The organism is Chitinophaga flava (assembly GCF_003308995.1).
Classification (GTDB): domain Bacteria; phylum Bacteroidota; class Bacteroidia; order Chitinophagales; family Chitinophagaceae; genus Chitinophaga; species Chitinophaga flava.
In genome coordinates this window covers 146,485-161,541 of the sequence record NZ_QFFJ01000002.1, presented here as the reverse complement: position 1 = coordinate 161,541, position 15,057 = coordinate 146,485, and the positions used below count along the sequence as shown (strand labels likewise).

At 48.0% G+C, this 15,057-nt stretch carries 12 protein-coding genes; 8 read left to right on the top strand and 4 right to left on the bottom strand.

The window, feature by feature from the left end; genetic code table 11:
* Positions 1 to 56: 56 nt before the first annotated feature.
* The gene (locus tag DF182_RS16930; protein WP_113617037.1) at positions 57 to 935 is read left to right on the top strand and encodes a hypothetical protein; all 879 of its coding nucleotides are present in this window, start codon (positions 57 to 59) and stop codon (positions 933 to 935) included.
* Here the strand turns inward: DF182_RS16930 and DF182_RS16925 are convergent.
* On the bottom strand, positions 905 to 2,170 hold the full coding sequence (locus DF182_RS16925; RefSeq protein ID WP_113617036.1) for a 3-deoxy-D-manno-octulosonic acid transferase: 1,266 nt from the start codon (positions 2,168 to 2,170) through the stop codon (positions 905 to 907). The two genes, DF182_RS16930 and DF182_RS16925, sit on opposite strands and share 31 nt — an antisense overlap.
* A gap of 110 nt (positions 2,171 to 2,280) precedes the next feature.
* On the opposite strand from DF182_RS16925, the gene DF182_RS16920 reads away from it, so the two are divergent.
* Genes DF182_RS16920 through rfbD form a run of 6 tightly spaced genes read left to right on the top strand, consistent with a single transcriptional unit; the run spans position 2,281 to position 8,244 of the window.
* Entirely contained in the window at positions 2,281 to 3,420 is a 1,140-nt protein-coding gene (locus DF182_RS16920) for a DegT/DnrJ/EryC1/StrS family aminotransferase (protein WP_113617035.1), read from the top strand.
* Positions 3,417 to 4,727 (top strand): UDP-glucose dehydrogenase family protein, encoded by a 1,311-nt coding sequence (locus DF182_RS16915; RefSeq protein ID WP_113617034.1) that lies wholly within the window; start codon positions 3,417 to 3,419, stop codon positions 4,725 to 4,727. Before DF182_RS16920 ends, DF182_RS16915 begins: the two co-directional genes overlap by 4 nt.
* A gap of 21 nt (positions 4,728 to 4,748) precedes the next feature.
* The gene (locus DF182_RS16910) at positions 4,749 to 5,690 is read left to right on the top strand and encodes a UDP-glucuronic acid decarboxylase family protein (protein WP_113617033.1); all 942 of its coding nucleotides are present in this window, start codon (positions 4,749 to 4,751) and stop codon (positions 5,688 to 5,690) included.
* Positions 5,691 to 5,694: 4 nt separating this feature from the next.
* On the top strand, positions 5,695 to 6,750 hold the full coding sequence (rfbB, locus tag DF182_RS16905; protein ID WP_113617032.1) for a dTDP-glucose 4,6-dehydratase: 1,056 nt from the start codon (positions 5,695 to 5,697) through the stop codon (positions 6,748 to 6,750).
* A 57-nt stretch (positions 6,751 to 6,807) separates the two neighbouring features.
* Positions 6,808 to 7,362, top strand: coding sequence for a dTDP-4-dehydrorhamnose 3,5-epimerase (rfbC, locus tag DF182_RS16900; RefSeq protein ID WP_113617031.1), 555 nt, complete (start codon positions 6,808 to 6,810; stop codon positions 7,360 to 7,362).
* A 15-nt stretch (positions 7,363 to 7,377) separates the two neighbouring features.
* On the top strand, positions 7,378 to 8,244 hold the full coding sequence (rfbD, locus tag DF182_RS16895) for a dTDP-4-dehydrorhamnose reductase (RefSeq protein ID WP_113617030.1): 867 nt from the start codon (positions 7,378 to 7,380) through the stop codon (positions 8,242 to 8,244).
* Between the two features lie 49 nt (positions 8,245 to 8,293).
* On the opposite strand, the gene DF182_RS16890 is transcribed toward rfbD, so the two are convergent.
* A complete protein-coding gene (locus DF182_RS16890; protein WP_147243458.1) occupies positions 8,294 to 8,989 on the bottom strand; it encodes a TapB family protein in 696 nt (231 codons plus the stop codon).
* A gap of 170 nt (positions 8,990 to 9,159) precedes the next feature.
* Here DF182_RS16890 and tyrS point away from each other — a divergent pair, with 170 nt between their 5' ends.
* Positions 9,160 to 10,440: a tyrosine--tRNA ligase gene (gene tyrS / locus DF182_RS16885; protein ID WP_113617028.1), complete on the top strand. Its 1,281-nt coding sequence runs from the start codon at positions 9,160 to 9,162 to the stop codon at positions 10,438 to 10,440.
* A gap of 70 nt (positions 10,441 to 10,510) precedes the next feature.
* Here tyrS and DF182_RS16880 read toward each other — a convergent pair whose 3' ends face one another.
* Together DF182_RS16880 and DF182_RS16875 are read right to left on the bottom strand one after the other, a co-directional pair.
* Complete coding sequence (locus tag DF182_RS16880; RefSeq protein ID WP_113617027.1) at positions 10,511 to 11,803, bottom strand: amidohydrolase family protein; 1,293 nt, start codon at positions 11,801 to 11,803, stop codon at positions 10,511 to 10,513.
* Between the two features lie 11 nt (positions 11,804 to 11,814).
* Entirely contained in the window at positions 11,815 to 14,880 is a 3,066-nt protein-coding gene (locus tag DF182_RS16875) for an amidohydrolase family protein (protein WP_113617026.1), read from the bottom strand.
* Between the last annotated feature and the right edge of the window lie 177 nt (positions 14,881 to 15,057).

Genomic DNA, 15,057 nt, shown 5'->3' with positions numbered 1-15,057 from the left:
TACGCTAATTTTATACAAATAAATATTTCCCATCACAAAGCATTAACAATTAAGGCATGGAAAAAATAAATGCATTAATTGAGAAGTTGCAGGAATTGAAAAATTCCGGTGCAGACCTGCAGGCTATATCCTATTATGTGCAGCTGTTGCAGGCAGAGGTGTTGCATATGCGTAACAAACAACACCAGCAGGCGGCGCAGGAGCGGCAGCAACACGTTGCCGTGATTATGCCCATGCAGCAACCTGTGATGAACGCACCGGTTACAACCGCAGCGCAAACTACAACATTACCGGCAGATAAACCGGAAGTTCCGGCTGCAGGTTATCCACAATCCGCTGTGGTGGCAGATCCTGCCCCTTCCCAACCGGAACCGGTGATAATAGCTCCCCCTGCTCCCCCACCGGCAGCCATCAAACCCGAACCACAGGAAATACCTGCCCCTGTCCGGGAACCCTTGCTGGAACCATTTTTCAAAGAACCTCCGGTTTTCAAAGAGCCACCGGCTCCTGAAAAAAAACCAGTTCCTGCTACGTTGTTTGATCAGGTAGACACCGTCACCGCTGTTAAAAACAGTTATGAACAGGACACCCACGCTCTCCGCAAAGACCTGAACGAACTGGTAGGCAACAACGGCACTTCCCTCAACGACCGTTTTCGTCAGCAGCAGCCCGAGGTAGCTCAGAAACTGGGCGAAATGCCTGTAAAAGACCTGCGCAGCGCTATCGGCATCAACGACAAGTACCAGTTTATCCAGGAACTGTTCCGGGGAGACACCGATCTTTATGAACGTTCGGTGAAAACCATCAACGAATGCAGCACCCTTCAAGAGGCGGATTATTGGATACAGCGGGAGATCAAGATCATACAGGGATGGCAGGATGACCATCACCTGGTAAAACATTTCTATTCCTTGCTCAGGAAACGTTTCTCCTGAATATATTGTAATATCTTTTCGGTAGCCCCTTTATTGTCCTTTACATAGTTTCCGGCTATGGAAGCGGTTTTCTCATAAAATTCCGGATCATTCAGCAATAAATTCATATAGTCCTGCAGGTTAGTCAGCTCCGGCACTACCAGCGCCCCATGCAGCGCCACCAGCTCTACCGCCTCAAAGTATTTGCTGTATTCAGGCCCTATAATAACGGGTTTGCTGTATGCCGCAGGCTCCAGCAGGTTATGGATACCGTCTTTCCCGAATCCGCCGCCTACATAGGTAATATTAGCGTACCGGTACAAGGTGGTCAGCATTCCGATATTATCTATGATCAGGACAGTAGCATCAGTATCGGCTGTTCCGGCTTTTAATGCTGAATAAGTGACCGCCTGCGGGAAAAGTGTTTTCACCTGGCGTATATGTCCTTCGTGGATTTCGTGGGGAGCGATGATCAGTTTCAGGCCGGGATGGGATGATTGTTGCCACCAGGAGGCCAGCAGCTGTTCATCTTCGGGCCAGGTGCTACCGGCAACCAACAGCTTATCGTGGCTGGCAAACGGTGTTACCAGCGGTAAGGTCTGTTGTTCAGTCAGCAATGCTGCTACCCTGTCGAACCGGGTATCCCCGCTGATGCTGGCATGGTGGATACCAATTCCATTCAGCAGTTCCAGCGAATTTTTATTTTGTACGAAGATGTGGGTCAGCTGTTGCAGCAGCTGTTTGAACATACCGCCATAGCCTTTGAAGAAAAGCTGGTCCTGGCGGAAGATACCGGACACGAGCAGAACGGGTATTTTTCGTATATACAGCTCCGTAAGGAGATGGTACCAGAATTCATACTTGATAAAAATGGCCAGCGAAGGTTTTACGATATCTGCGAAGTCGCGCGCATTGCGGCGGGTATCGAGGGGCAGGTAAAACACATAATCGGCGCCGGGATAGTCTTTCCTGACCTCATATCCGGAGGGCGAAAAAAATGTTAACAAAATTTTATAGCCGGGGTAACGGAGGCGTAGGGCTTCCAGTACAGGCCTTCCTTGTTCAAACTCACCCAGGGAGGCAGCATGTATCCAGATGACCGGATGCTGGCCCAGGCCGGCCTGTCTCATCCTCGTTTGCCAGTCCTGGCGGCCTTTCAGCCATAAAGATGCCTTTTTTTTGCCGCCCATGGCTGCCAGGCAGACACCTGCCTTGTACAATCGAATCCCTATATTATAAATAGCCTTTGCTAACATTAGCCTATGTACTTTTACTGAATTTTAAACGTCCTGCAAAGATAATCCTCACCCAATCCCAAAATTTGTAAATTTGCACACTTTAAACAAAATAAAAATATACATATCATATGGTGCCTATTCAGATGGTGGACTTGAAACGCCAGTATACGAAGATTAAACCGCAGGTGGATGCTGCCATTCAGGAAGTGCTGGAAGGCGCTGCTTTCATTAATGGTGGAGCGGTGCAAAAGTTTGCGGACGAGCTGCAGCAATACCTGGATATCAAGCATGTGATACCCTGCGCCAATGGCACCGATGCTTTACAGATAGCCATGATGGCACTGGACCTGCAGCCTGGTGATGAAGTGATTACTCCTTCTTTCACTTTTATTGCTACCGCAGAAGTGATAGCGCTGTTAAGGCTGAAACCTGTTTTTGTGGATATTGACCCTAAGACCTACTGCCTCGACGTAGCTGCTGTGGAAAAAGCCATCACGCCTAAAACCAAGGCGATCGTTCCGGTACACCTTTATGGTCATGTGGCAGATATGGAACCGCTGATGGCTGTTGCCGCCAAACATAACCTGTATGTAATTGAAGACAACGCACAGGCTATCGGCGCCAACTATACCTTTGCAGATGGCAGTGTGAAGAAAGCGGGTGCTATCGGTCATATTGGCTGTACTTCCTTCTTCCCTTCCAAAAACCTGGGATGTTATGGCGATGGTGGTGCACTGTTTACCAACGATGACGCCCTGGCGGCAAAAATCAGGATGGTAGCCAACCACGGCCAGTCTGCCCGTTATTACCATGATGTAGTAGGCGTTAACTCCCGTCTCGACTCTGTGCAGGCGGCTGTGTTAAGGATCAAACTTCCGTTACTCGATGAGTACATCAAAGCCCGTCGTGCCGTTGCAGACGCCTATGATGCCGCTTTTGCTGATATGCCGCAGATCACTACTCCTTTCCGTGCGGCCAACAGCTACCATGTGTTCCATCAGTACACTATGCAGCTGCATGGTGCCGACAGAAATAAATTGCAGCAGTACCTTCAGGAAAAACAGGTACCTGCCATGATATACTATCCAGTTCCAGCCCACCGTCAGAAAATGTTCGAGCAATTTGGTGGTGCTGCCTTTGAATTACCCGTAACCGATAGTCTCACCTCAACGGTGATTTCCTTGCCGATACATACTGAAATGGACAAAGATCAGTTAGATCATATTATTAACTCTGTCAAATCATTTCTAAACAATCCCCCAGCATGAAGATTACAGTAGTAGGCACTGGTTATGTAGGACTCGTAACCGGTACCTGTTTCGCAGAGACAGGCAATGAAGTTACCTGCGTAGATATCGATGCCAATAAAGTAAAGAAACTGTCTTCCGGCCAGGTTACCATCTATGAGCCCGGACTAGAAAAGCTGTTTGAACGTAACCTCAAAGAAGAACGCCTGTTTTTCACCACCAGCCTGGAAGAAGGTATCCGTGACGCGGAAGTGATATTCCTCGCCCTGCCTACACCTCCTGGTGCGGATGGTGCTGCCGATCTCTCTTTTATATTGAAAGTAGCGGACCAACTGGGTAAACTGCTGACAGACTATAAGGTGATCGTAGACAAAAGCACTGTACCGGTAGGTACAGCAGAAAAGGTGATCGCTGCCATCGCTCAAAACTGTAAAACAGCGTTCGACGTGGTGTCTAACCCCGAGTTTTTACGGGAAGGCGTAGCGGTAGACGACTTTATGAAGCCCGACCGCGTAGTGATTGGAACTAATTCTGAAAGAGCCCGTAAGATCATGGGTGAACTGTATGCTCCTTTTGTAAGACAGGGCAACCCGATCATATACATGGATGAAAAATCCGCGGAGCTGACTAAATACGCTGCCAACTCTTTCCTGGCCACCAAAATTTCGTTCATGAACGAGATCGCCGTGCTCTGTGAAAAACTGGGTGCAGATGTAGACATGGTCCGTCGGGGTATCGGCAGCGATGACCGTATCGGCAAACGATTCCTGTTTCCCGGTATCGGCTATGGCGGCAGCTGTTTCCCTAAAGATGTACAGGCCCTGGTAAAATCTTCCCAGGATGTGGAATACGATTTTAAGATACTGAATGCCGTGATGGATGTGAACGAACGGCAGAAGCTGTTCCTGGTTCCCAAAATCAAAGCTTACTTTAATGGTGACCTCAAAGGCAAACATTTTGCATTGTGGGGCCTGGCTTTCAAACCCAATACAGACGATATCCGTGAAGCTCCGGCATTGTACATCATCGATGCACTGGTAGCTGCAGGTGCCACCGTCACTGTATTTGACCCTGAAGCCATGGAGAATGTAAGACAGCTCATTGGTGATAAAGTACAGTATGCTGAGCACCAGTATACTTCACTGGACCATGCCGATGCGCTGATCATCGCTACCGAATGGAGCGTTTTCAGAACACCGGATTTCCATAAAATATCTGCTTCTCTGAAAAATAAAGTCATCTTCGACGGACGCAATCTGTTTGAAGTAGCACGTATGAAAGAGATGGGATATCACTATGAGAGTGTAGGTCGCATCACTATTGCTTAATCATCATCACATCTTGAATACATGGAAAAAAAGAGAATCCTGATAGCCGGTGCTGCCGGTTTCCTGGGCTCGCATCTGTGCGATCGCTTTATCAAAGAAGGTTTTCATGTGATAGCCATGGACAACCTGCTTACCGGGAATATCAAAAATATTGAACACCTGTTTCCCTTACAGGATTTTGAATACTATCATCATGATGTGACCAAGTTTATCCATGTTCCGGGTAAACTGGATTACATTCTCAACTTTGCTTCTCCTGCCAGCCCGATAGATTATCTCAAAATGCCGATTCAGACCCTGAAAGTGGGTTCTCTCGGCACGCACAACCTGCTGGGCCTGGCCAAGGAAAAGAAAGCCCGTATACTGGTAGCATCTACCTCCGAAGTATATGGCGACCCTGCTGTACACCCACAAACAGAAGAATACTGGGGTAATGTAAACCCTGTAGGACCACGTGGTGTATACGATGAGGCCAAGCGCTTCCTGGAATCCATTACCATGGCTTATCATAACTTCCATGGCGTAGAAACCAGGATCGTCCGTATCTTTAACACTTACGGCCCGCGGATGCGCCTCAATGATGGCCGTGCATTACCGGCCTTTATGAGCCAGGCACTGAGCGGACAAGACCTGACAGTTTTCGGAGATGGCAAACAAACCCGCTCCTTCTGTTATGTAGATGATCTGATCGAAGGTATCTACCGTTTGTTGCTGAGTGATTATCATATGCCAGTGAACATCGGTAATCCGGAAGAGATCACACTCAATCAGTTTGCGGAAGAAATCATTGCGCTGACTGAGTCCAAACAAAAAATCGTATACCATCCGCTGCCTAAGGATGATCCTAAACAACGGCAGCCCGATATCACCAAAGCCAGGGCCCTGCTGGGATGGGAGCCGAAAGTGAGCAGGAAGGAAGGTTTAAAAATCACCTACGACTATTTTAAACAAGCACTGAAATAATTTCATGAAGCGGAAACTACTTATTACAGGCGGAGCAGGATTTATTGGTTCACATGTGGTGCGGTTGTTTGTTAACAAATACCCTGACTACCAGATTGTAAACCTGGATGCCCTTACCTACGCCGGTAACCTGGAAAACCTGTCAGATGTAAAAGACCAACCCAACTATATCTTCGAAAAAGGAGACATTACTGACGAGGCCTTCATCGATCAGCTTTTCGGGAAGTACCAGTTTGATGGAGTGATCCACCTGGCAGCAGAAAGCCACGTGGACCGCTCCATCATGGACCCGCTGGCTTTTATCAAAACCAATGTGCTGGGAACGGCTGTACTGTTGAATATCGCCCGTAAATACTGGAAAGACAGTTATGATAACAAGCTGTTTTACCATGTATCTACTGATGAAGTATATGGTTCCCTGGGAGCGGAAGGATTCTTCCATGAAACCACCCCGTACGACCCACGGTCTCCGTATTCTGCATCCAAAGCCAGCTCAGACCATTTTGTGATGGCGTATCATCATACCTATCATCTTCCAGCCATTATTTCCAATTGCTCCAACAACTATGGTTCTCACCATTTCCCGGAGAAATTGATACCGCTGGCCATCCACAATATCAAAAACAACAAGCCTGTTCCGGTATACGGTAAAGGCGAAAACGTACGTGACTGGCTATACGTAAACGATCATGCCCGTGCCATTGATACCATTTTCCATCGTGGCAGGATCGGTGAAACATACAATATCGGCGGCTTCAACGAGTGGAAAAATATTGACCTGATTCAGCTGCTGTGCCGTATCATGGACAAAAAGCTGGGACGTCCCGAGGGGACCTCTGCACAGCTGATCACCTTCGTAAAAGACCGCGCCGGACACGATCTGCGCTACGCCATCGATGCCACCAAGCTAAACAAGGAACTGGGATGGGAGCCTTCCCTCCAGTTTGAAGAAGGACTGGAAAAAACAGTTGACTGGTACCTGGCCAATGAAGAATGGCTGCAACATGTCACCAGCGGAAATTACCAGAAATATTACCAGGAGCAATACCAAAAAAGATAATTTATGGATAACGGGTAATGAATTACCCGTTATCCATAATTCGTAATTATTTTAAACATGTCCTTTTCAGAAACAGGTTTACCCGGACTGTTAGTATACGAGCCTAAAATATTCGGAGATAGTCGCGGATATTTTTTCGAGAGTTACAACGCTAATACTTTCCGCGATGCCGGCATTGAATACACATTTGTCCAGGATAATCAGGCACGTTCTACCTACGGCGTATTAAGAGGCTTGCATTATCAGCAGGAACCCTATGCCCAGACCAAACTGGTGAGAGTACTGGAAGGAAAAATCATTGACGCCGTAGTGGACATCCGGAAAGGATCTCCTACTTATGGCCAGTCCTTCACGATTGAGTTAAGTGCAGAGAACAAACTACAACTGCTGGTACCTAAAGGGTTTGCCCATGGTTATGCGGTGATCAGCGAAACTGCTGAGGTGATGTACAAGTGCGACAACTTCTATCATAAAGGTAGTGAAGGTGGTATCATCTATAATGATCCGGACCTTAACATTGACTGGGGCATAGAACTGAACGATGCCATCATTTCCGATAAAGATCTGGCATTACCCAGATTGGCAGATATTAGCCACAACTTTATGTTTTAACAGCTGATTATTGCTATGAAAAATATTCTTGTTACCGGCGGCCACGGCCAGTTAGGTCTGTCGCTGAAAAAAGCGGCCACAGCTTATCCTCAGTTCAACCTGATATTTATGGATGCAGCTGAACTGGATGTTACCGATGCTGATGCCCTGTCTGCCTACTTCGGTGCCAACCAGCCGGATGCCTGTATTAACTGTGCCGCCTATACGGCAGTAGACAAAGCAGAATCCGAAGAGGAAAAAGCTTTCCTGCTCAATTTTCAGGCAGTGCTGTCACTCGCCGAAATCTGCGCAGAACATCGCACTCAGCTGATCCATATTTCCACTGACTATGTCTTCAGTGGTAAACAGAATGTTCCCTACCGGGAAGATGATGAAACCGATCCGCAGAGTATCTACGGTTCATCCAAACTGCGTGGAGAAGCAGCCGCTCTGGGCTATAATCCTGATACGATTGTGATACGTACTTCCTGGCTGTACTCCGAATATGCGGTCAACTTCCTTAAACGCATGCAGGAACTGATGCGGGAAAAACAGGAGCTGAGCGTAGTATTCGATCAAACAGGTACTCCCACCTATGCGGGCGACCTGGCCACTGCACTGCTGGACATTCTCCAGTACAAAGCCGGCAACCCGGATGCGGCCATCGGCGGCATATATCACTACAGCAATGAAGGCGTTACCAGCTGGTACGATTTCGCTGTTACCATCAAGGAACTCACCGCAGCCACCACTACCATACTGCCGGTTACTTCCGACAAATATCAGACAGCCGCTGCAAGGCCCGCCTATAGCGTGTTGAACAAAGAAAAAATCAAAGAAACATTCGGCATCCAGGTTCCATATTGGAGAGACAGCCTCACCAAATGCCTCAGGCGGATGTAAAAGATACCCATAATAGAAAGGGCCATGCAAGTTGCATGGCCCTTTCTCTTTATTTCTTAAACTTCGTGATCAGCGTCCCACCGGCCTCCTTGCCATCCATATATGACAATGTCTTCACTACCCCAAATCCCGGAGCAAACCATTCCACAGCATTGAGTTTCATGGGTACGCCGGTGCCCATCATCTGCATTTTAAAAGACAGGTCGTAGGAGATTTTATAACAGTCCCAGCTACCAGCCGGTGTGGTGATTTTTTCCTTGCCTGCCACTTTACGGTTGGAAATAGCATAATTAACACTGACATCCATTCCGCTGACATTACCAGCCATTTCAAATGCGCCGCCTTTCAGCTCCTGTCCTACGTGCATACTGGCCGGATAATCCAGAAATGAATTGGTCGTTTTGGCTTCCATTTTCAGGTCTTTCAGCTGGGACATGGAAGGCATGCCCACTTTCATATCTACGGCCACCCCGTCGCCGCTGCATTTGAAGCGGCCTTCGCTGGTGGTGATCATTCTGTTGCTTTTATCGTATATGGTGGCAGTAAAATCGGAAACAGTGCCCGTAGCTTCTTTATGCACATTGCTTACTTTATAGATCGTTTTTCCACTGGCAGTACCTTTGGCATCGTATACGGTCATTTCCACCTCTGCATTGTTCAGGAGATAGTAATACCCGGCACAGTCCTGTGCCCATGATGAGGCGGCCATCAGCAATGCCACCATCAGAAACAATAGTTTTTTCATAATAAATGAGGTTTGGAGATAATATATAACCTGGTGAATAAACTGCACTGTCATCCGCTGTCAGTGAGTCAGGTTTAAAAATACAGCATTTCTGCAACGCACCGAAAAATCAGCTTCTCTCCCCCTGTTCAGACAATTTTGTGTACGTTTGCAAAAATTGTTATTGAATCATGAATCTGATAGAAGAACTACGCTGGCGGGGTATGCTACAGGATATGATGCCTGGCACTGAAGAGCAACTGCAAAAGGAAATGACCACTGCTTATATTGGTTTTGATCCTACTGCGGAATCGCTGCACATCGGTAGCCTCGTACCTATTCTGCTGCTGGTGCATCTGCAAAAGGCAGGACACAAGCCTCTGGCGTTGGTAGGTGGTGCCACCGGTATGGTAGGCGACCCCTCTTTCAAGGCAGAAGAAAGAAAAATGCTCGATGACGAAACCCTTCAGCGCAACGTAAACGGTATACGTAAACAGCTGGAGCGCTTCCTCGACTTCGATCCTGCCAAACCTAATGCGGCGGAAATGGTGAATAACTACGACTGGTTTCAACACATTTCCTTCCTCGACTTTATCCGCGATACGGGTAAACACATCACCGTCAACTATATGATGGCCAAAGATTCTGTGAAAAAAAGAATCGAAGGTGACAACGGGATGTCTTTCACTGAATTCACTTATCAACTCATACAAGGACACGATTTCTATCATCTGTATACCAACAAAAACTGTAAACTTCAGATGGGTGGCTCCGACCAGTGGGGTAATATCGTGACCGGTACAGAACTGATCCGTCGTAAGGCACAGGGACAAGCTTTTGCTTTCACCTGCCCGCTGATCAAAAAAGCGGATGGTACCAAATTCGGTAAAACAGAACAGGGCACCGTTTGGCTCGACCCCAAACGTACTTCCCCTTACGCTTTTTACCAGTTCTGGCTTGGCACTACAGACGTAGACGCAGAAAGTTATATCAAAATATTCACCTTCCTCGAACAGGCTGAAGTAGACGCCATGATCGAAGAACACAAACAAGACCCGGGAAAACGCCTGTTACAGAAACGACTGGCGCAGGAAGTAACTACTTTCATTCACGGGGAGGACAACTACAAATTTGCAGTAGAAGCGTCTTCTATCTTGTATAGTAAAGACACAGCCCAGGTACTGCTTGCATTGTCTGAAGAAGACCTCGTGGAAGTAATGGCTGGCGTACCTCAGCATGAGATTCCCAAAGCCGATCTGGAAGCAGGTAAGGATATCGTAAGTTTCCTCGCTGAAACCGGTATCTTCCCCAGCAAAGGTGAAGCCCGCAAAACCGTACAGGGCGGCGGTGTGAGTGTGAACAAAATAAAAGTGCCTGGCATAGACATGATCATCAACAGCAGCTCCCTGCTCCGGGATAAATATATCCTGCTGCAGAAAGGAAAAAATTATTTCCTTGTAAAAGCTGTTTAAAACAATTTATCATAAAAGCAAAAGCCCCGGACATCAGCATGTCCGGGGCTTTTGCTTTTATATACAACCTCTATTTGATGTTGTACTTCTTCTGGTATTTTTCATACAGCTGATGCTGTTTGTTATCCAGGTTGATTTCCCTTCCCTGGATATAAGCGCGGGTGATGATACTGGATTTCATATCCAACATGTCACCGGCACTCACCGCAATATTGGCATCCTTACCGGTTTCGAGTGTACCGGTGATTTTATCAATCCCCAGTATTTTAGCGGCATTCAGCGTAACAGCAGATAAAGCTTCTTCCCTGCTCAGGCCGAAAGTACTGGCGGTACCGGCTTCGAAACCCAGATTGCGCTGCTGCCAGAAACCTTCATTGCTCAGGCAGTACAACACACCTGCTTTTTGCAGCTGTGCAGCGGTTTTATAAGGCTGGTCGATATCGTCATCCTGCATCAGTGGCAGACTATGCGGCTGTGTAAGCACAACAGCGATGTTGTTTTGTTTCAACAGGTCTGCAATCTGCCAGGAGTCTGCTCCGCCAACAATCACCACATCTACATTAAACTCCTTCGCAAAATCAATCGCCAGCAGCATCTCCCTTACCAGTTCACAGTGGATGAACAGTTTCTGTTCTCTGTTGAACAGCTTACGCATGGCCTCATAACGGAGATTAGTAGCAGTATGTTTGTTTTCCTGCTGATAAGCTTTTGCTTCGCGGAAAAACATACGCACTTTTTCAATCTGTTCCATTCCTTCCTTCACCGGGTCTTTGGACTGAGGACCGCGGAAACCACGACCGGAGCCGATGTTCACCAGACGAGGCATATAAAAGTGTACGCCGTTGTCTGTTTTGTAGGCAGCATCTTCCCAGTTCCAGGCATCGAGTTGTACAACGGAAGAAGTGCCGCTGATCAGGCCACCTTCAGGTGTCACCTGGGCCAGCAGGATACCGTTGGACCGCAGGGTGTTGATCACTTTGGAGTCTGTATTGTAAGAGATGATGGAGCGGATGGAAGGATTAATTTCACCCACTTCCCTGGCATCGATGGTAGCACGTACACTTTCAAATTCCACCAGGCCCAGTTTGGTTTCCGGAGCGATGATACCCGGATAAACATGTTGCCCTTTCATGTCCAGCACAGTGGCATCGCCGGCAGCAGGAACGCTGGCACCTACCGCCGTGATTTTACCTTTGGCAAAAGCAATCGTGCCGTTTTCGATAACCTGACCGTTACCCACATGGATCACGGCATTGGTGAGATATACCGGCTTGTCCTGCGGGCCTGCCGGGGAGATGGTCTCCTGTGCATAGGCTGTTTGTGCGCCAATAGCCAGGGCCAGTAGATATATGCTTTTTTTCATGATTTTATTTTTTAGAACCCAGCACCTGATGTTAATCCCAGACCTTCCTGGTGGCCACCCTGCAGGTCTTCGCAATGATACATTTCATCCGGTGCAAAAGAAGCCTTCTGTGTAGGCGTGCCTTTTTTCTTTTCGCCCAGCAGTTTTTGTGTCAGTCTGTTGCGTTCTGCTGCAATACGCTGACGCAGCTGCAGATCGTAATCGCGGTCAAATTCCACGATACCATCTACAATGGTTTTTTCTGCTTTAGCGTAGATGCTCAGCGGATTATCGCTCCACAGCACCAGATCGGCATCCTTGCCTACTTTGATGCTGCCTGTGCGGCTGTCTACGTGCAACAGCTTCGCAGGATTGAGCGTCACCATTTTCAGCGCCTCTTCTTCAGGTACACCTCCGTATTTCACAATTTTACCAGCTTCCTGGTTAAGACGACGAGCCATCTCCGCATCGTCGGAGTTGATGGCGGTCACCACACCTACCTTGTGCATAATAGCTGCATTATACGGGATGGCGTCCTGTACTTCCATTTTGTACGCCCACCAGTCAGCGAAGGTGCCAGCGCCGGCGCCATGTGCTTTCATCTTATCAGCTACCTTGTAACCTTCGAGAATATGGGTGAAGGTATTTACACGGAAGTGAAAGCTGTCAGCCACATGCATCAGCATGTTGATTTCGCTCTGCACATAAGAGTGACAGGTGATGAAACGTTTGGCGTTGAGGATTTCCGCCAGCGCGTCCAGTTCCAGATCACGGCGTTTGCCGGGACCTTGTTTTTCGTAGTCACGGGCACGGGTAAACGCATCTACATATACCTGCTCTACCCCCATCCTGGTCTGCGGGAAACGAACGGTATTACGATCACCCCAGTTGGACTGCTTCACGTTTTCACCCAGGGCAAATTTGATGAAAGGATCCCATGCAGTTACTTTTAATTCTTCTGCATTCTGGCCCCAGCGCAGTTTGATAAGCTGTGACTGTCCGCCGATCGGGTTGGCACTGCCATGCAGCAGATGAGAGGAGGTAACACCACCACTCAGCTGACGGTAGATATTCACATCATCAGGATTCAGTACATCACCGATGCGTACCTCTGCTGTCACCGCCTGAGAGGATTCATTTACGCCGTTGGAAATAGCGATATGAGAGTGCTCATCAATGATCCCGGCAGAGAGATGTTTGCCGGTACCGTCTATCACGCGGGCACTGCCTGCAGCCAGGTTTTTACCTATCTGGGCAATCTTGCCGTTGCGTACCAGCACGTCTGTGTTTTCCAGTCTGCCTTCTTTTTCGTTGGTCCAGACAGTTGCATTTTTAATGAGGATGTCTTGTTGTTGCGGCAGTTTATCCCAGCCATATCCGCTGAAAGGATAATACACAGGGCCCATATCTACGGCTGCTTTTTTCTTTGCAGAATCGGCTTTGGCAGGTGTGATGCCGGCGAATACAGCGTTCCATCTGATGGCGCTACCCACGGTATCGACACCAGTACCAGACCAGCCGTTATCACTGATCAGTCCACTCAACCGGATGTTGTTGCGGGCATTTTTGGCCAATGGCAGCGAAAGGGTTACCAGCTTATTGTTGATGTCTATGCGACCGGCAATGGTATCTTTCTGCAATACAGTCACTGCAGGCGCTGCAGGCGTACCTTTTATTTCTATTTTAATGCTGTTGCCGGGTGTCAGATTAATCGTATAAACACCACGGATATCATTCCAGGCGTCTGACTTGATCAGGTAACGATTACCTTGTACCCAGTTTTGCAGCAGCACCGTGTTTTCATTGAACACCGGTCCGGAAGTGATGAGGAAGTTGGCCAGTTTGCCGGCTTCCAGACTTCCTACTTTATCATAAACTTTTAAAGTAGTAGCGGGTGTTTTGGTGAGGGCATCCAGTGCTTTCTGTTCACTCAGTCCATACTCGATAGCTTTGCGTACGCTGCTCAGGAAAGACTTCACATCTTTCAGGTCAGCAGCAGTCAGACAGAAAGGGATATTTGCTTTTTCAAAAGCGGCAGGCTGTGAAGGGGCCATTTCCCAGTGTTTCATATCGGTCAGTGATACAAAACGGGCATCGCTGGGATCTTCCATATCGATAGCTCCCGGGAAATTGAGCGGCAGGATAAAAGTGGCTTTGGTAGCGGCGATTTCAGCCATGCGCTGATATTCGTTGCCACCAGCTTTGATGATATACTGCACTCCGAATTCATCCCCGATTTTATCGGCGCGGAGAGCATCCCATTTATCTTTTACCTCGAAAATGGACGGCAGCTGCTGATTGGCATTCCAGGCCTGCAGGCTGAGGTTAACACCTTCTTTTGCCGGCTGGGATTTATACCATTGCGCGTCGAGGAAAGTCTGGCGCAGCAGGGCAATATAGCCCATCTGTGAGCTGGGGTAGTTCTGGGTAGAAGTACCTTTATCAAAAGAATAACCAGCTGCTACTTTTTCTTTGATGATCACTTTATTTTCCTTGCCATTGGCGAGGGTTACGAGTGTAGCAGTACCACGGGCCACACCGTCTGTTGGCTGAGATACCACCGTACCAAAGCCCGCTTCACGGAGTGTAGCAGCTTTAGCTTCATCAACAGCAAAAAGGTCTACTGCGTTGATTTCGCTTTTGATGGCCTGGTTCCAGCCATAGGCGCCTTTGGTGTTGGAAAGAAATTGTGGTGCTGCATTCCAGGAGCCGCCGGTGCGTTTAATTTCAGTCTGGCCATAGCTGCTGAAGATGTCTACAAAGGAAGGATAGATATACTTTCCTTTACAATCCACTACCACTGCATCTTTAGGGATTACGGCGGCGGGACCGGCGTCCACAATTCTGCCATCGCGCACCACCAGTGTAGCGTTGCTCAGGGTAGTCTGTGCATCTTTAATGATGGTGGCATGGGTAAATGCGTAACAACCTTCTTTAGGGTCCGCAATTCCATTAACAGGATAGGTTTCCTGTGCATGGGCATAGGAGCCAGCCAGCAGTAACGAGAACACCAGCAGCTTGCTGCGGTGCCGGTTCAGGGCATAGGCGACGCCACGGGATAGCAAAGCCCTCCCGGGTTTCTCAAAAGCTCTTTTCATGTACAACAGTTTTTTCGATTTAGATTCAGTTGCTCGACTTAAATGTAATAAATGATTAGTCGGGGAGATAGTAAATAACACTTTTTTTTATGAGTGGTAGCGGTTCCGGGGCCGAATAAGTTTTTGCATTAACACGAAAAAGGGATAATTTGAAAAGGGTTTACCCGTTAAGTTTGT

Coding starts and splice junctions, on each gene's coding strand:
- DF182_RS16930 (WP_113617037.1), top strand. CDS start 57: ATGGAAAAAATAAATGCATTAATTGAGAAGTTGCAGGAATTGAAAAAT.
- DF182_RS16925 (WP_113617036.1), bottom strand. CDS start 2,170: ATGTTAGCAAAGGCTATTTATAATATAGGGATTCGATTGTACAAGGCA.
- DF182_RS16920 (WP_113617035.1), top strand. CDS start 2,281: ATGGTGCCTATTCAGATGGTGGACTTGAAACGCCAGTATACGAAGATT.
- DF182_RS16915 (WP_113617034.1), top strand. CDS start 3,417: ATGAAGATTACAGTAGTAGGCACTGGTTATGTAGGACTCGTAACCGGT.
- DF182_RS16910 (WP_113617033.1), top strand. CDS start 4,749: ATGGAAAAAAAGAGAATCCTGATAGCCGGTGCTGCCGGTTTCCTGGGC.
- rfbB (WP_113617032.1), top strand. CDS start 5,695: ATGAAGCGGAAACTACTTATTACAGGCGGAGCAGGATTTATTGGTTCA.
- rfbC (WP_113617031.1), top strand. CDS start 6,808: ATGTCCTTTTCAGAAACAGGTTTACCCGGACTGTTAGTATACGAGCCT.
- rfbD (WP_113617030.1), top strand. CDS start 7,378: ATGAAAAATATTCTTGTTACCGGCGGCCACGGCCAGTTAGGTCTGTCG.
- DF182_RS16890 (WP_147243458.1), bottom strand. CDS start 8,989: ATGAAAAAACTATTGTTTCTGATGGTGGCATTGCTGATGGCCGCCTCA.
- tyrS (WP_113617028.1), top strand. CDS start 9,160: ATGAATCTGATAGAAGAACTACGCTGGCGGGGTATGCTACAGGATATG.
- DF182_RS16880 (WP_113617027.1), bottom strand. CDS start 11,803: ATGAAAAAAAGCATATATCTACTGGCCCTGGCTATTGGCGCACAAACA.
- DF182_RS16875 (WP_113617026.1), bottom strand. CDS start 14,880: ATGAAAAGAGCTTTTGAGAAACCCGGGAGGGCTTTGCTATCCCGTGGC.